Source organism: Pseudomonas sp. WHRI 8519 (assembly GCF_040224055.2).
Lineage (GTDB): Bacteria > Pseudomonadota > Gammaproteobacteria > Pseudomonadales > Pseudomonadaceae > Aquipseudomonas > Aquipseudomonas putida_X.
Genome location: NZ_CP167996.1, coordinates 3,682,810 through 3,699,113 on the forward strand (window position 1 = coordinate 3,682,810; position 16,304 = coordinate 3,699,113).

18 protein-coding genes are annotated in these 16,304 nt (G+C 62.0%); 7 read left to right on the forward strand and 11 right to left on the reverse strand.

All coding sequences use genetic code 11. The features are described 5' to 3' along the window. Positions 1–216 precede the first annotated feature (216 nt). Positions 217–1,515 (forward strand): MFS transporter, encoded by a 1,299-nt coding sequence (locus ABRP30_RS16835; RefSeq protein ID WP_349974891.1) that lies wholly within the window; start codon positions 217–219, stop codon positions 1,513–1,515. Between the two features lie 105 nt (positions 1,516–1,620). On the opposite strand, the gene ABRP30_RS16840 is transcribed toward ABRP30_RS16835, so the two are convergent. Together ABRP30_RS16840 and ABRP30_RS16845 are read right to left on the reverse strand one after the other, a co-directional pair. After that, entirely contained in the window at positions 1,621–2,373 is a 753-nt protein-coding gene (locus tag ABRP30_RS16840) for a TerC family protein (protein ID WP_267816916.1), read from the reverse strand. 25 nt (positions 2,374–2,398) lie between these two features. Continuing rightward, positions 2,399–2,638 (reverse strand): hypothetical protein, encoded by a 240-nt coding sequence (locus tag ABRP30_RS16845; RefSeq protein ID WP_012315027.1) that lies wholly within the window; start codon positions 2,636–2,638, stop codon positions 2,399–2,401. Positions 2,639–2,772: 134 nt separating this feature from the next. On the opposite strand from ABRP30_RS16845, the gene nhaR reads away from it, so the two are divergent. The 3 genes from nhaR to ABRP30_RS16860 all read left to right on the forward strand — a co-directional run bounded on the left by nhaR (position 2,773) and on the right by ABRP30_RS16860 (position 5,730). Further along, positions 2,773–3,666: a transcriptional activator NhaR gene (nhaR, locus tag ABRP30_RS16850; RefSeq protein WP_267816921.1), complete on the forward strand. Its 894-nt coding sequence runs from the start codon at positions 2,773–2,775 to the stop codon at positions 3,664–3,666. A 79-nt stretch (positions 3,667–3,745) separates the two neighbouring features. Next, positions 3,746–4,957 carry a serine/threonine transporter SstT gene (gene sstT / locus ABRP30_RS16855; protein WP_267816923.1) on the forward strand — a complete coding sequence of 404 codons (1,212 nt, stop codon included), beginning with the start codon at positions 3,746–3,748 and terminating at the stop codon, positions 4,955–4,957. 125 nt (positions 4,958–5,082) lie between these two features. After that, entirely contained in the window at positions 5,083–5,730 is a 648-nt protein-coding gene (locus ABRP30_RS16860) for a DUF480 domain-containing protein (protein ID WP_349974892.1), read from the forward strand. Positions 5,731–5,735: 5 nt separating this feature from the next. Here the strand turns inward: ABRP30_RS16860 and ABRP30_RS16865 are convergent, their stop codons facing one another. The 9 genes from ABRP30_RS16865 to ABRP30_RS16905 form a co-directional block, all read right to left on the reverse strand. Then, on the reverse strand, positions 5,736–5,924 hold the full coding sequence (locus ABRP30_RS16865) for a hypothetical protein (protein WP_012315031.1): 189 nt from the start codon (positions 5,922–5,924) through the stop codon (positions 5,736–5,738). 57 nt (positions 5,925–5,981) lie between these two features. Further along, entirely contained in the window at positions 5,982–7,544 is a 1,563-nt protein-coding gene (gene ahpF, locus ABRP30_RS16870) for an alkyl hydroperoxide reductase subunit F (protein ID WP_267816930.1), read from the reverse strand. Between the two features lie 124 nt (positions 7,545–7,668). Further along, positions 7,669–8,232, reverse strand: a complete 564-nt coding sequence (ahpC, locus tag ABRP30_RS16875; RefSeq protein ID WP_012315033.1) for an alkyl hydroperoxide reductase subunit C — start codon at positions 8,230–8,232, stop codon at positions 7,669–7,671. Between the two features lie 263 nt (positions 8,233–8,495). Further along, positions 8,496–9,851, reverse strand: a complete 1,356-nt coding sequence (gene gorA / locus ABRP30_RS16880; RefSeq protein ID WP_349974893.1) for a glutathione-disulfide reductase — start codon at positions 9,849–9,851, stop codon at positions 8,496–8,498. A gap of 175 nt (positions 9,852–10,026) precedes the next feature. Next, complete coding sequence (gene galU, locus ABRP30_RS16885; protein ID WP_012315035.1) at positions 10,027–10,866, reverse strand: UTP--glucose-1-phosphate uridylyltransferase GalU; 840 nt, start codon at positions 10,864–10,866, stop codon at positions 10,027–10,029. A 48-nt stretch (positions 10,867–10,914) separates the two neighbouring features. After that, positions 10,915–12,276: a UDP-glucose/GDP-mannose dehydrogenase family protein gene (locus ABRP30_RS16890; protein WP_349974894.1), complete on the reverse strand. Its 1,362-nt coding sequence runs from the start codon at positions 12,274–12,276 to the stop codon at positions 10,915–10,917. A gap of 99 nt (positions 12,277–12,375) precedes the next feature. Next, entirely contained in the window at positions 12,376–13,308 is a 933-nt protein-coding gene (locus ABRP30_RS16895; protein ID WP_349974895.1) for a c-type cytochrome, read from the reverse strand. Continuing rightward, entirely contained in the window at positions 13,305–13,955 is a 651-nt protein-coding gene (locus ABRP30_RS16900; RefSeq protein ID WP_267816939.1) for a cytochrome c, read from the reverse strand. Before ABRP30_RS16900 ends, ABRP30_RS16895 begins: the two co-directional genes overlap by 4 nt. Positions 13,956–14,100: 145 nt before the next feature. After that, positions 14,101–14,460 carry a hypothetical protein gene (locus ABRP30_RS16905; protein ID WP_267816941.1) on the reverse strand — a complete coding sequence of 120 codons (360 nt, stop codon included), beginning with the start codon at positions 14,458–14,460 and terminating at the stop codon, positions 14,101–14,103. 160 nt (positions 14,461–14,620) lie between these two features. On the opposite strand from ABRP30_RS16905, the gene ABRP30_RS16910 reads away from it, so the two are divergent. The 3 genes from ABRP30_RS16910 to ABRP30_RS16920 are packed head-to-tail and all read left to right on the forward strand — an operon-like array spanning position 14,621 to position 16,196. Continuing rightward, complete coding sequence (locus ABRP30_RS16910) at positions 14,621–14,923, forward strand: DUF1883 domain-containing protein (protein ID WP_241805335.1); 303 nt, start codon at positions 14,621–14,623, stop codon at positions 14,921–14,923. A 7-nt stretch (positions 14,924–14,930) separates the two neighbouring features. Next, complete coding sequence (locus ABRP30_RS16915; RefSeq protein ID WP_241805336.1) at positions 14,931–15,101, forward strand: hypothetical protein; 171 nt, start codon at positions 14,931–14,933, stop codon at positions 15,099–15,101. Between the two features lie 18 nt (positions 15,102–15,119). Continuing rightward, positions 15,120–16,196, forward strand: coding sequence for a nitronate monooxygenase family protein (locus tag ABRP30_RS16920; RefSeq protein ID WP_267816943.1), 1,077 nt, complete (start codon positions 15,120–15,122; stop codon positions 16,194–16,196). Positions 16,197–16,304: the final 108 nt, after the last annotated feature.

Genomic DNA, 16,304 nt, shown 5'->3' on the forward strand with positions numbered 1-16,304 from the left:
GTACAACTTTATGTAGAGATATCGGTTGTTTCACGCAAAATAATGACGGACGGCGACTGTTCGGTTATCGAACGCTAGAGCATTCTCCGGCATTGACGGTCCTTGTTTCACTGCTCACCATGCCCGGCCTTGCGAGTGCTCCCTGCCTTGAGCCAAACCCGCGGGCTAGAAGCATCCAGCAACTCATTACAATTTCAAGAAACAGGTACATCGGCCATGCCTCCTATTCCCCCTGCTTCCATGGGCAGCAAGATTCGCGACGCCTTCGCTGTCGGCAAGACGCGCTGGGGCATGCTTGCCCTGGTATTCTTCGCCACCACACTCAATTACATCGACCGCGCCGCCCTCGGCATCATGCAGCCCATGCTGGCCAAGGACATGAGCTGGACGGCGATGGACTACGCCAACATCAACTTCTGGTTCCAGGTGGGTTACGCCATCGGCTTCCTGCTGCAGGGCCGGTTGATCGACAACATCGGCGTAAAACGCGCATTCTTCATGGCAGTACTGCTCTGGAGCCTGGCCACCGGGGCCCACGGCTTGGCCACATCGGCCGCAGGCTTCATGGTCTGCCGCTTCATCCTCGGCCTGACCGAGGCCGCCAACTACCCAGCCTGTGTGAAGACCACCCGGCTGTGGTTCCCCGCAGGTGAAAGAGCCATCGCCACCGGGCTGTTCAACGCCGGTACCAACGTTGGCGCGATGGTCACCCCGGCGCTGCTGCCAGTGATCCTGGCTGCCTGGGGCTGGCAGGCGGCCTTTATCGCCATGGGCTGCCTGGGGCTGGTCTGGGTGGTGTTCTGGGGCTTGAAATACTTCAACCCCGATGAGCACCCCACCGTGCGCCAGAGCGAGCTGGAGTACATTCAGCGCGAGGCCGAGCCTGAGGCGGTACGTGTGCCCTTCAGCCGTATCATGCGCATGCGCGGTACCTGGGCCTTCGCCGTGGCGTTCGCGATCACCGCACCGGTGTTCTGGTTCTACCTGTACTGGCTGCCACCTTTTCTCAACCAGCAGTACAACCTGGGCATCAGCGTGACCCAGATGGGCATCCCGCTGATCCTGATCTGGCTAACGGCCGACTTCGGCAGCATTGGCGGCGGCATCCTTTCGTCCTGGCTCATAGGCCGTGGCGTACGCGCCATACGGGCCCGCCTGATATCGATGCTGATCTTCGCCTGCACCATGATCAGCGTGACCTTCGCCGCCAACGCCAGTGGCCTGTGGGTAGCGGTGCTCGCCATTGCCGTGGCGGTCGGCGCGCACCAGGCCTGGACGGCGAACATATGGAGCCTGCTGATGGATTACACGCCCAAGCACCTGATAAGCACGGTGTTCGGCTTTGGCAGCATGTGTGCGGCCATCGGCGGCATGTTCATGACGCAGATCGTCGGCACGGTGCTGACGGTTACCAATAACAACTACGCCGTGCTGTTCACCATGATCCCGGCGATGTACTTCATTGCACTGGTGTGGTTGTACTTCATGGCACCGCGCAAGGTGGAAGCGGCGTAAGGGGCAGTTGCGTTCTTCCGGCAGGGCCTGCCGGCAGAGACCGTCAGTCAAGCGACTGGGGGCCGGGCTGCCGGCGAATGGGGCGCCTCGCGCCCCCGCCTTGAATCAGCCTTCGGTCGCTTCACGCTTCATGCGTGCGCGGCGGGCCAGGATGTTGAGCACTTCGATCGCCGTCGAGAAGGCCATTGCCGCATACACATACCCTTTGGGCACATGGGCACCGAAACCTTCAGCGATCAAGGTCATGCCGATCATGATCAGGAAGCCCAAGGCCAACATGACTACGGTCGGGTTGTCGTTGATGAAGTTCGCCAACGGGTCAGCGGCCACCATCATCACGATCACGGCAGTGACCACGGCAATGATCATGATCGGCAGGTGCTCGGTCATGCCCACAGCGGTGATGATGCTGTCAACCGAGAACACGATGTCCAGCAACAGGATCTGGAAGATCGCGGCAGCGAAGCCCAGGGTGACTGTGGAGGACACCTTGGCTTCTTCCTTGGCGCCGTGCGGGTCGACGTTCTCATGGATTTCCTTGGTCGCTTTCCACAGCAGGAACAGGCCACCGGCAATCAGGATCACGTCCTTCCAGGAGAAGGCATTACCGAACACTTCGAACACCGGGTCGGTCAACTGAACGATCCACGCCACCGTGCTGAGCAGCGCCAAGCGCATGATCAAGGCCATGCTGATACCGATCCGGCGGGCCTTGGAGCGGTATTCGACCGGCAACTTGTTGGTCAGGATCGAGATGAAGATCAGGTTATCGATGCCCAGTACCACTTCCATGGCCACCAGCGTGGCAAGTGCTATCCAGGCGGTGGGGCTTGCGGCGAGTTCCAGCAAATATTCCATTTTTCAGTCCTGCAACGTTTCTGGGTCAGATGTCCTGGGTTTTGTCTTGCTGGTCAGCGTCCTTGGGCTTCTGCCCTTCGGTGCCGATAGCGTCGCTCAGCGCCTGCTGCGCCGCCTCGTTGGTGTCATCGATGGCCTGCTTGGCCGACTTGGCGGCCTGGTCGAGCATCTGCTGTGCAGATTTCTCGGCCTGATCGCAGCCTGCCAGGCTCATCAGTGCCAAGGCTAGCACCAAGGGTGTGCCAATGGATTTGAATTGCAGCATGGGGTCCTCGCTTGTCGATATACCGGCGGCGCGCAATACGCCTGATGGCGTCGAATTCTAAAGATGACGATACATCAGGAAAATTCGTATTTTCACCGGGTATACTTCGGTTTTAACGAATCGGGAATCCAGTGATGCTCAACTATCGACAGCTTCACTATTTCTGGGCCGTGGCCAAGACCGGCAGCATCGCCCGCGCCAGTGAGCAACTGAACCTGACCCCGCAGACCATCAGCGGTCAGATCAGCCTGTTCGAGCAAACCTACGGCCTTGAACTGTTCCAGCGGGTTGGGCGGCAGCTGGAGCTGACCGAAACCGGTCGCCAGACCTTGGTCTACGCCGAACAGATGTTCCAGATCGGCAGTGAGCTGGAGGCCATGTTGCGAGCGGGCCCGCAGGAGCAGATCCTGTTCCGCGTGGGGGTGGCGGACGTGGTACCCAAGTCCATCGTCTATCGCCTGCTCGCGCCCACCATGGAGCTGGACGACGTGCTGCGCATCAACTGCCGTGAGGACAAACTCGAACGTTTGCTGGCCGACCTGGCGATCCAGCGCCTGGACCTGGTGATCTCTGACAGCCCGATGCCCAGCCACCTGGATATCAAGGGTTACAGCCAGAAGCTCGGGGAGTGCGGCTTGAGCTTCTTCGCTACCAAAGCGTTGGCCCAACGCCACGCTGGCGTCTTTCCTGGCTGCCTGCACGATGCACCCTTGCTGATCCCGGGCCAGGAGACGGTGGTGCGCAGCCGGCTGCTGCGCTGGCTTGGCGAGCAGCAGGTGCAGCCGCGGATAATCGGCGAATTCGACGACAGCGCCTTGATGCAGGCATTCGGCCAGTCCGGCAGCGGTATCTTCGTGGCGCCCAGTGTGATTGCCGAGGAAGTGTGCCGCCAATACGGGGTGGAGCTGATCGGGCAGACCGAGGCGGTGCACGAGTCGTTCTACGCTATTTCAGTCGAGCGCAAGGTCAAGCACCCTGGGATCGTGGCCATCACCGAGGGGGCGCGCCGGGAGTTGTTCAATTGGTGAGCGCGAAGAGGCCGGGACGCCCCCTGCCAAGGTCTATGGTAAAGTCACGCCCTTTCAAAATACCGAGATAGCGCAGCACATGTCCCCCTTCCTCCGCGTCCTGAACCGCACCAGCCTGGTGACCCAGATCGTCATCGGCCTTATTGCCGGTATTGTCCTGGCCTTGCTTGCGCCAGCCATCGCCCTCGACCTGGGCTTTCTCGGCAAGGTGTTCGTCAGCGCCCTGAAAGCAGTCGCACCGGTGCTGGTGTTCATTCTGGTGATGGCCTCGATCGCCAACCATCGCCACGGCCAGGAAACCCACATCCGCCCGATTCTCTGGCTGTACCTGCTGGGCACCTTCTCCGCTGCCGTGGTGGCCGTTGTCGCCAGCATGCTGTTCCCTTCGCAGCTTGCCCTGAGTGCCGGCGATGTCACCCTGAGCGCGCCTGGCGGCATTGGTGAAGTGCTGCAAAACCTGGTACTGAGCGCCGTCGACAACCCGATCAACGCCCTGCTCAACGCCAATTTCATTGGTGTGCTGACCTGGGCCATTGGTTTGGGCGTGGCCTTGCGTCATGCCGGCGAAACCACCCGGACAGTGGTCGAGGACCTGTCCAACGGCGTAACCCTGATCGTGCGTGTGGTCATCCGCTTCGCCCCGCTGGGTATCTTCGGCCTGGTCAGCTCGACACTCGCCCAGTCTGGCCTGGATGCCCTGCTTGGCTACCTGCACCTCCTGGCGGTGCTGATTGGCTGCATGCTGTTCGTGGCACTGGTGATGAACCCGCTGATCGTGTTCTGGAAGATCCGCCGCAACCCTTACCCATTGACGCTGCTGTGCCTGCGCGAGAGTGGTATCACGGCGTTCTTCACCCGCAGCTCAGCGGCGAACATTCCGGTCAACCTGGCACTGTCCGAGCGCTTGGGGCTGCATGAAGACACCTATTCGGTATCGATCCCGCTGGGTGCGACCATCAACATGGCGGGCGCGGCCATCACGATCACCGTGCTGACCCTGGCAGCGGTGCACACGCTGGGCATCCCGGTCGACCTGCCTACCGCCGTGCTGCTGAGCATGGTGGCGGCGGTGTGCGCCTGTGGTGCGTCTGGCGTGGCTGGCGGTTCGTTGCTGCTGATCCCGCTGGCATGCAGCCTGTTCGGCATTCCCAGCGAGATTGCCATGCAGGTGGTGGCTGTGGGCTTCATCATTGGCGTGCTGCAGGACTCGGCCGAGACTGCACTGAATTCTTCGACCGATGTGCTGTTCACTGCGGCGGCCTGCCAGGCGCAAGAGCGGCGCAGCGCCTGAGACACGTGGGGCCGCATGGCGGCCCTTTCGCTGCAAAGCAGGCTCCCATAGCAGCCCCCAAGTGATTGCTTAAGCCAGGCGCTTTACCTACGCTAGTGGCCTTTTCCTCGCAATGAGAGTTGGCCATGTCAGAACATCAAACCGCAGACGAAGGCCGCTTCAGCAGTATCGAGATCCGCATTCTCGGCGCGCTGATCGAAAAACAGGCCACCAGCCCTGAAAGTTACCCACTGACCCTCAATGCCCTGGTGCTGGCCTGCAACCAGAAGACCAGCCGTGAGCCGGTGATGAACCTGACCCAGGGCCAGGTCGGCTTGGCGCTGCGTGCCCTGGAAGGCCAAGGCATGACCCGGCTGCAGATGGGTAGCCGCGCAGACCGTTGGGAGCAGCGGGTGGACAAGGCACTGGAGCTGGTACCGGCCCAGTTGATACTGATGGGCCTGATGTTTCTGCGTGGGCCGCAAACGCTCAACGAGCTGCTCACGCGCAGCAACCGCCTGCACGACTTCGACGACACCGAGCAGATCCAGCACCAGCTCGAGCGCCTGATCTCGCGTGGTTTGGCGCTGCACCTGCCACGCCAGGCCGGGCAGCGCGAAGACCGCTATACCCATGCGCTGGGGAATCCGGCAGAAATCGAGGCGATTCTTGCAGCTCGCCAGCAGGAAGGCGGGGCGCGCAACAGTGGCGGCAATGTGTCGGAAGAAAGGATCGAAGCGCTGGAGGCACGAATTGCCGCGCTGGAGGCGCGCCTGGCCGAGCTTGAAGGCTAAGCCACTCAGTGTTCCGGTTCGGGGAAGTTGCGGCAGCTTTTGCGCTCGGCCATTTCCCGGTCACTGGGGCGCTGGTCGACGAACACGGTACGGCCGTCTGCGTAGATCTCCAGGTAACCCCAGTGCAGGTCCTGCTCCTGCTGCCCGGGCTGGGGTGGCACTAGCCACCAGGGTTCACGGCTGATCAGGGTCATGGCTAACAATTCCGGAGGGTGTCGGCACTAAGCATAGACACCCCCCGGTTGTCAGCGTTACGCCGGCGCGGAGGTGCGGATCAGGTGATCGAAGGCCGCCAACGATGCCTTGGCACCCTCGCCCACTGCAATGACAATCTGCTTGTACGGCACGGTGGTCACGTCCCCGGCAGCGAAGACACCCGGGATGCTGGTAGCACCTTTGGCATCGACAATGATCTCGCCACGCGGCGACAGCTCGACCGTTCCCTTGAGCCAGTCGGTGTTGGGCAACAGGCCGATCTGCACGAAGATACCTTCCAGCGCCAGGTCATGCAGCTCGTCGCTGGTGCGGTCCTTGTAGCGCAGGCCGGTCACCTTCTCGCCATTGCCCAGCACTTCGGTGGTCAGCGCGCTGGTGATCACCTTGACGTTCGGCAGGCTGTGCAGCTTACGCTGCAGCACGGCGTCGGCACGCAGCTGGCTGTCGAACTCGATCAACGTCACCTGGGCGACGATACCTGCCAGGTCGATCGCTGCTTCCACGCCGGAGTTGCCGCCGCCGATCACCGCCACACGCTTGCCCTTGAACAGCGGGCCGTCACAGTGCGGGCAGTAAGCCACGCCACGGGCGCGGTATTGCTGCTCACCCGGCACGTTCATTTCGCGCCAGCGGGCGCCCGTGGCAAGGATCACGGTCTTGGCTTTGAGCGAGGCGCCGCCGGCAAGGCGCACTTCGTGCAGGCCACCGTCGGTGGCAGGAATGAGCGCTTCACCGCGCTGCAGGTTCATGATGTCGACATCGTACTGCTTGACGTGCTCTTCCAGTGCAGTCGCCAGTTTCGGCCCCTCGGTTTCCTGCACGGAAATGAAGTTCTCGATGGCCATGGTATCGAGCACCTGGCCGCCGAAACGCTCGGCAGCGACACCGGTACGGATACCCTTGCGTGCTGCGTAGATGGCGGCGGCAGCGCCGGCGGGGCCACCACCGACCACCAGCACGTCAAAAGCGTCCTTGGCGTTGATCTTCTCGGCCTGGCGGGCGCCGGAGCTGGTGTCGATCTTGCCGAGGATCTCTTCCAGGCCCATGCGGCCCTGGCCGAACACTTCACCGTTCAGGTAGATGCTGGGCACGGCCATGATCTTGCGTGACTCGACTTCGTCCTGGAACAGCGCGCCGTCAATGGCCACGTGGCGTACGTTGGGGTTGAGCACCGCCATCAGGTTCAGCGCCTGGACCACGTCGGGGCAGTTCTGGCACGACAGCGAGAAGTAGGTCTCGAAGGTGAACTCGCCTTCCAGGGCCTGGATCTGCTCGATCACTTCGGCACTGGCCTTGGAGGGGTGGCCGCCGACTTGCAGCAGCGCCAGCACCAGGGAGGTGAATTCGTGGCCCATGGGGATGCCGGCAAAACGCAGGCTGATGTCGGCACCCGGGCGGTTGAGCGAGAACGACGGGCGACGGGCATCGGTACCGTCCGCGCTCAAGGTAATGAGGTTCGACAGACTGGCAATTTCCACCAGCAGGTCGTGCAGTTCGCGGGACTTCGCGCCGTCGTCGAGGGATGCAACGATCTCGATCGGCTGGGTGACCCGCTCCAGGTAGGTTTTCAGTTGCGATTTAAGCGTGGCGTCCAACATACGGGCGATTCCTTTTTCAATCTTCGGATACAAAAACGCCCAGGCAATAGCGCCCGGGCGTTTGGCGGGGCAGTGAGTACTTCAGCTTTGGCGGCTGCTCACCGCCCACGACTGGCGCACGGTCTTAGATCTTGCCGACCAGGTCCAGGGATGGCGCGAGGGTAGCTTCGCCTTCTTTCCACTTGGCTGGGCAGACTTCGCCTGGGTGAGCGGCGATGTACTGGGCAGCCTTGACCTTGCGCAGCAGCTCGCTGGCGTCGCGGCCTACGCCACCGTCGTTGATTTCGACGATCTTGATCTGGCCTTCCGGGTTGATCACGAAGGTACCGCGATCGGCCATGCCGGCTTCTTCGATCAGCACGTCGAAGTTGCGCGAAATGACGTGGGTCGGGTCACCGATCAGCGGGTACTTGATCTTGCTGATGGTGTCGGAAGTGTCGTGCCAGGCTTTGTGGGTGAAGTGGGTGTCGGTGGACACGCCGTAGATTTCCACGCCCAGCTTCTGGAACTCGGCGTAGTTGTCAGCAAGGTCACCCAGCTCGGTCGGGCAGACGAAGGTGAAATCGGCCGGGTAGAAGAACACGACAGACCACTTGCCCTTCAGGTCGGCTTCGCTTACCTGAACGAATTCGCCGTTGTGGAAGGCGGTGGCGTTGAACGGTTTGACCTGGCTGTTGATGATTGGCATGAGAGATGCTCCTTCATGGGGTTGGAATCAGTTGATGGAGAGAATCCTAACCGCTGGTCGCCATGAAGGCTCATTGGCAAACCTCATGCTTGCGATTGGTTTTGGCTATAAGCGAGGTTTATTAATAGAAGGGATTGGGCTGAGCAAAGGATTGCGCCCGCTTGTGCGGCCCTCGCCGGCAAGCAGGCTGCCATGGGTAGGCGCCGGCTTCAGGGCTGGGCATACCCGGGAAGCCGGCTTGCGGGTTTCAGGGGGAATGAGGTTCAGCGCGTAACGGTGCGCATGGTGACGAACTCTTCCGCCGCCGTCGGGTGCACGCCAATGGTCTCGTCGAACTGCTGCTTGGTAGCGCCAGCCTTCAGGGCAATACCCAAGCCCTGGATGATCTCGCCAGCCTCAGGGCCGACCATGTGGCAGCCCAGCACCTTGTCGGTTTCGGCGTCCACCACCAGTTTCATCAAGGTCTTTTCCTGGATGTCGGTGAGGGTCAGTTTCATGGCGCGGAAGCGGCTCTCGAAGACCTGCACCTTGTGCCCGGCTTCCAGTGCCTGCTCTTCAGTCAGGCCCACGGTACCGATCGGCGGCTGGCTGAACACTGCGGTGGGGATGTTCTGGTAATCCACCGCGCGGTACTGCTCGGGTTTGAACAGGCGCCGTGCCACGGCCATGCCTTCGGCCAGGGCGACCGGGGTGAGTTGCACGCGGCCAATCACATCGCCAATGGCCAGGATCGTCGGAGCGGTGGTCTGGTACTGCTCGTCCACACGGATGTAACCGCGGCCGTCCAGCTCCACACCGGTGTTTTCCAGGCCCAGATTGTCGAGCATCGGGCGTCGGCCGGTGGCGTAGAACACGCAATCGGTGACCAGTTCACGGCCATCCTTGAGGGTGGCCTTGAGGCAGCCGTCTTCAAGCTGCTCGATGCGCTGGATATCGGCATTGAACTGCAAGTCCATGCCGCGTTTTTCCAGCTCTTCCTTCAAATGGGTACGCACCGAACCGTCGAAACCGCGCAGGAACATGTCGCCGCGATAGAGCAACGTGGTGGCAGCGCCCAGCCCTTGGAAAATGCCGGCGAACTCGACCGCAATGTAGCCGCCGCCCACCACCAGCACCCGGCGTGGCAGCGCTTTGAGGTAGAACGCCTCGTTGGAGGTGATGGCCAGCTCCTTGCCCGGAATGTCCGGCACCTGTGGCCAGCCACCCGTCGCGATAAGGATGTGCCCGGCGCTGTAGCGCTGGCCTTGCACTTCCACTTCGTTGGCGCCGGTGATGCGCGCATGGCCTTGCAGCAGCGTCACGCCGCTGTTGACCAGCAGGTTGCGATAGATGCCGTTGAGGCGTTCGATTTCGCGGTTTTTGTTGGCGATGAGGGTACCCCAGTCGAAGTGGCCCTCCTCCAAGGTCCAGCCGTAGCCGGCAGCCTGCTCCAGTTCATCCGCGACGTGGGCGCCATACACCAGCAGCTTCTTGGGCACACAACCAACGTTGACGCAGGTGCCACCCAGGTAGCGGCTCTCGGCTACCGCCACTTTTGCGCCAAAGCCCGCTGCGAAGCGCGCCGCGCGCACACCACCGGACCCGGCACCAATCACGAACAGATCAAAATCGTAGGCCATGTATTCAGTCTCCTTGGCTGGCGCTCAGCATACCGCCGTTGGCCGCCACAAACAAAAAAGCCACCCAGCCGGGTAATGCACGGCAGTCAGCATTTTCAGGGCCGCAGTGCGGCTCCAAGTCGCTTGACTGTAGTGCATTACCCCGAAGGGTGGCTCGTAGACCCGCGGTGGCTTATCAGTAAGCCTTGCCGGTCTTGTAGTAGTTTTCGAAGCAGAAGTTGGTCGCGTCGATGTAACCTTCGGCGCCGCCGCAGTCGAAACGCTGGCCCTTGAACTTGTAGGCGATCACGCAGCCGTTCTGCGCCTGCTGCATCAGTGCGTCAGTGATCTGGATCTCGCCGCCTTTGCCCGGTGGGGTGTTGCGGATGATATCGAAGATATCCGGGGTCAGGATGTAGCGGCCGATGATCGCCAGGTTCGACGGAGCGTCTTCCGGGGCAGGCTTCTCGACCATGTTGGTCACACGGAAGATGTCGTCGCGGATCATGTCGCCGGCAATCACGCCGTACTTGTTGGTTTCCTGCGGATCGACTTCCTGGATGGCGATGATCGAGCAGCGGAACTGGTTATACAGCTTCACCATCTGGGTCAGAACGCCGTCACCTTCCGGGTTGACGCACAGGTCATCGGCCAGCACCACGGCAAACGGTTCGTCACCGATCAGCGGCTGGCCGGTGAGGATGGCATGGCCCAGGCCTTTCATTTCGGTCTGGCGGGTGTAGGAGAACGAGCACTCGTTGAGCAGGCGACGGATGCCGACCAGGTATTTTTCCTTGTCGGTGCCCTTGATCTGGTTTTCCAGCTCGTAGCTGATGTCGAAGTGGTCTTCCAGGGCGCGCTTACCGCGGCCTGTGACAATGGAAATCTCGTTCAGGCCAGCGTCCAGGGCCTCTTCAACGCCATACTGGATCAGTGGCTTGTTGACCACTGGCAGCATTTCCTTGGGCATGGCTTTGGTAGCAGGCAGGAAGCGAGTGCCGTAACCGGCTGCCGGGAACAAGCATTTCTTGATCATAAACGTCCTTAAACAAAGGCGGAGCCTGTGGAATTCGGCGCAGTCTAATCAGGCGGCAGTCACCTTACAATGCCCCGCCTGCGGCCGACCGATGCCATGATAGAGATAACCCAGTGTAGATAGTTCCAAGGGATCGTAAATATTACGGCCATCAAATATCACTGGCATGCGCATCAGCCCGCGCACACGGCTGAAATCCGGTTGGCGGAACTGCTTCCATTCAGTCACCAGGGCCAGTGCATCGGCACCTTCCACGCAGGCGTAAGGGTCCTCGGTCAGCTTCAGTTGACCACTGGCCAGCGCCTGCGCATAGCGCTCGGCAACCCCGGCCAGCGCCACCGGATCGCAGGCCTGCACACGTGTGCCTGCGGCCAGCAACGCATCGAGCAGCACCAGGCTGGGCGCCTCGCGCAGGTCATCGGTGCCCGGTTTGAAGGCCAGCCCCCATACCGCCACGGTACGGCCGCGCAGCACACCACCGAAATGCTGCTGCAGGGCGGTGAACAACAGGGTTTTTTGCTGATCGTTGCGGGCCTGTACTGCCCGCAGGATGGCAGGCTGATAACCTTGCTGCTCGGCTGTGCGCAGCAACGCACGGATGTCCTTCGGGAAGCACGATCCCCCATAGCCACAGCCGGCGTAGATGAAATGGCTGCCGATGCGCCGGTCGCTGCCAATGCCGTGGCGCACCTGCTCGATGGCCACGGCCAGGTGGGCGCACAGCCCGGCCAGTTCGTTGATGAACGATATCTTGGTGGCCAGGAAGGCGTTGGCGGCGTACTTGCTGAACTCGGCCGCACGCGGGGACATCACCAGGATACGTTCGCGGTTGCGCACAAAGGGCGCGTAGAGGCGTTGCAAGCACTGCCGTGCGGCCTCGTTGTCCGTACCTATGATGATGCGGTCCGGGCGCATGAAATCGTCGATGGCGCTGCCTTCCTTGAGAAACTCCGGGTTGCTCGCCACCTCGACGGTAAAGCCTGCGCTGCGCTCGCGCAGGCCCTGCATCACCTGCCGGGCCACGCGCTCTGCGGTGCCGACCGGCACGGTCGACTTGTTGACCACCAGGCAACTGCGCGGCAAATGGCGGCCAAGGCTGTCGGCCACGGCCAGGACGTGCTGCAGGTCGGCCGAGCCGTCTTCCAGGCTGGGCGTACCCACGGCGATGAACACCACCTGCGCCGTGGCCAGCGACGGCTGCCACTGGTCGCTGAAGCTCAGCAGCCCTTGCTCCATACCCGCTTGCAGCAGTGCCTGCAACCCCGGTTCATGGATCGGACACTGGCCCTTCCGCAGCTGTGCCAGGCGGTGCGGGTCGCGCTCCAGGCACACCACCCGGTTGCCCATCCCGGCGAAACAGGCTGCCGTCACCAACCCTACATACCCTGCCCCGATCACACAGAGGTCCATGGCCGCGCTCCTTGAGTGAGATAGCGGACATTGCTACCGCCCGGGGGTTGCAAAGCGGTGACGGCGCGATGACAGAACAGTGCGCCAACGGTGAGCGCGTCAGCTACCGGTGCCCTGCCCGATCAGCACCCCGTCGACCTTCTGCCCATACAGGTTGACGCCGTCGTTGGCATGAAACTTCAGCCGGGTCTTCTCGACAGAGCCCTCCACCAGCCGAGGGTCCTGCGGCCGCTCGTGGCGGTTGACCCAGGCTGCCACATCCCACGCCTGCTGATCACTCAGGCTGCCTGGCCGGCCCAGCGGCATGTTGTGCTTGATGAAGGAAGCGGCCGTATTGATCCGGTGCATGCCGGCGCCCCAGTTGTAGGAATCCTTGCCCCACAACGGCGGCATCACGTATTCGTCGGCCACCTTCTGCCCTTCGCCGTCGTCCCCGTGGCAGATGGCGCACTGCTCGCGGTAGACCTGCTGACCGCGCTTGAAGTCATAGCCACCCTTGGGTTGCGGTACTTCAGGGTACCCGCGCCCGGCGATCTCCACCCCTGTAGGGGCTTTGGTAGCCAACCAGTAGGCATAGACCGACAGCGCGGTCATCTGCGGGCTGTCTGCGGCCGGTGGCTTGCCGTTCATGCTGAACTGGAAGCAGCCCTGGATACGCTCGGCGAAGGTGTTGACCTTGTCATTTTTCTTGCGATATACCGGATACATAGGGTACGCACCCCACATCGGCGCGGAGTGCGCCAAGCGGCCTTGGTCCAGGTGGCAGTTGCTGCAGTTCATGCCGTTACCCACCGCCTCAGGCATCAGTCGGCGGGTGTCGACGAACAGCGCATGGCCCTCGCGCACCATGTTGCCGAAAGCGTTGTCGGGCAGTTCACGCTCAGCGGGAGGCGCAAACTGCGCTGAGCCCTTGGCAGCAGTAACGTTCAACTGCGACTGGTCTTCCATGGCGATGGGCGCCGCAACCGCATGCCCCATGGCCGACAGCAGCAACGCTGGCATCAGTGCTTTCTTGGCTTTCACGGCTTTCATGGCTTGACCTCCTGGCTGGCAGGGTTGGCAAAGAATGCTGCGATTGCCTGGACCTCTTGGTCGGTCAGGGCCTTGGCCACGCCGACCATCAGCTGATTGGGGTCGTTGCTGCGGCTGCCATCGCGCCAGCCGTTGAGTTGCGCCGCCAGGTAGCTGGCAGGCTGACCTGCCAGGGGCGGAAAGTGCTCGCCCACACCACTGCCACCAGGACCATGGCATTGCACGCAACCGGGAATGTTACGGCTCCAGTCACCGTAAAGCGCCAGGCGGGTGGTGGGATCGTTAGCGATCTGCTGACGGCGCACGCCTGGGGCCTGCTCGCCTGGCAGGGCGGCCAGGTAGCTGCTGACGGCCGTGATCTCATCCTCGGTCAAGGCCTTGGCCAGCGGTTCCATCACCGCTTGTTTGCGGCTGCCGGCACGCCAGTCATGCAACTGTTTGCTCAGGTAACCTGCCGGCAGGCCGGCCAGGCGTGGGAAGCCAGCGGCGACTATGCCCTTGCCGTCAGGGCCATGGCAGCCCAGGCAAGCCATGGCGGCGGGGTTGGCGCCACCCTGGGTGAAGATCTTCTGGCCATCGGCGGCATGCGCCATGGGCCAGGCCACGATCAGCAGGCTGCCGATCAGGACTCGACTCAACGGGGTCATCACGAATCTCCATTTCTTTTGTTATAAGCTTAGGCTTAAAACACATAAGCAAATGGATACTAGCCCCGCCTGGGAACTGCCAACAACGGCAACACGACCAGCACATGGCAATTGGCCTTGTTAACCGCGTTTTACTTGAGCCAGATCAACCGCCAGAGATGCACTTGGTCGCCGCAGTGCGCACATCGCCCAAACGCAGTGGGAAGTTGTTCAAGCGTTCATGCAGCTTGATGCTGCTCCCGCTGCCACGTTCATCGATATCCACCAGTGCCGCTGGCCCGGCGCCGGCCGTCAGCTTTTGCGGCACGATCAAGCGCAGGCCATCGCCGCGCTGCTCTTCGACCAACGGATCACGGGTGTTCGCCAGCTCCTTCTTGACACAGTCGGCATACTCGCGGGGCGTCTTGCCAGAGATCACATCCATCGTTTCGTGCGACTGCTCCAGCTCGGAAACGCTGACACAACCACCCAGCGTCAGGGACAACGCCGCCACCATCCACTTCATTTGGCATACCTCAGCTATCAGGAATGCATCAGACCACGGCCAGGCACTTTTGCTCCGTGCTTTGGCAGATTTATCTAGCCCCACGCCATCCGGCGCGCCAGCCAATCCCGACATCGTGGTATCGTTCGCGTTTGCTGAACCCGACTTTGCGGAGCACCCCATGAAATTCGTACACCAGCGCGAGCATCTCAACGAGGACGACATCGTCGTCATCGAGTGCTCTCAACGCTGCAACATCCGCCTGATGAACGACGCCAACTTCCGCAGCTTCAAAAACGGCGGCCGACACACCTACCACGGCGGCCACTTCGAGCGGTTCCCGGCCAAGATCACGGTACCTAGCACCGGTTTCTGGAACATCACCATCGACACCGTGACCACGCGCCCGATCTCGGTAACGCGCAAGCCAACCTTGTCCCACAAGATCAAGATCATCCGTCGTTCGTCGTCCAAACTCAGATAAGACCGCCATGAACCAGAACATCAAGTACGTCATCAAATACAAGCTCGACGGCGAACGCCGCTGGGACTTCGCCGTCATGTCCGATGCCTCGCACGAGCAGGCACTGGAAGCCCTGCGCAAGATCCACGGCGACGACGCCGACAAGATCAGCGAGATCCACGTCAGCAAGGCCCTGTAAAACCGCTGGGAGAACTGCATGAGCAACTGGCCAGACCGTCGTATTCTCGATCTGCTGGGCATCGAGTTGCCCATTCTCCAGGCGCCCATGGCCGGCGCCAGCGGCTCGGCCCTGGCCATCGCCGTGGCCAACGCCGGGGGCCTGGGCGCCCTGCCCTGCGCCATGCTCACCGGCGAGCAGGTGCGCGACGAGATCGCAGCCTTTCGCAGCGCTTGCCCGAGCGCCCCGCTGAACCTGAATTTCTTCTGCCACCAGCCGCCAGCCCCTGACGTCGACCGCGACAAGCGCTGGAAGCTGGCACTCAAGCCGTACTACACCGAAGTGGGCGCCGACTTCGAGGCTCCCACCCCGGTGTCCAATCGCGCCCCCTTTGACGAGCACAGCTGCCAGTGGGTCGAACAACTGCGCCCGGAGGTGGTGAGCTTCCACTTCGGCCTGCCCGACGCTGCGCTGCTGCAGCGTGTGAAAGCAACCGGAGCCAAGGTGCTGTCCAGCGCCACTACGGTGGAAGAAGCACTGTGGTTGGAGGCCAAGGGTTGCGATGCGATCATTGCCATGGGCAGTGAAGCCGGTGGCCATCGCGGCATGTTCCTCAGTGAAGACATCAACAGCCAGATCGGCACCTTCGCCCTGGTGCCGCAGGTTGCCGATGCAGTCGGGGTGCCGGTGATCGCCGCTGGCGGCATCGCTGACCCTCGTGGCCTGGTTGCCGCGCTGGCCCTGGGGGCCAGCGCCGTGCAAATCGGCACGGCCTACCTGTTCTGCCCGCAGGCCAAGGTGTCTACGGCCCACCGGCGCGCGCTGGACAGTGCTTCGGCCAGCGACACGGCCCTGACCAACCTGTTCACCGGGCGCCCGGCACGCGGCATCAATAACCGCGTCATGCGCGAACTGGGGCCGATAAGTGAACTGGCGCCACGCTTCCCCCTGGCTGGCGGCGCGCTGATGCCGTTGCGGGCAATCACCGATCCACAAGGCAACAGCGACTTCAGCAACTTGTGGGCAGGGCAAGCGTTGCGGCTGGGCAAGGCGATGCCGGCTGAACAGCTGACCCGGGAAATTGCAGAGAGGGCGTTGACACTGGTTGGGCGCTAGCGACTGGCGTGGGGTGCCTGCCCCTGAAGGGAGTGCGCCAATTTCAGCTATCAAACCAGGCAGCACCTTCCGGCTTCAGAGCTATCGCTATATAGTTACCGCTATAAC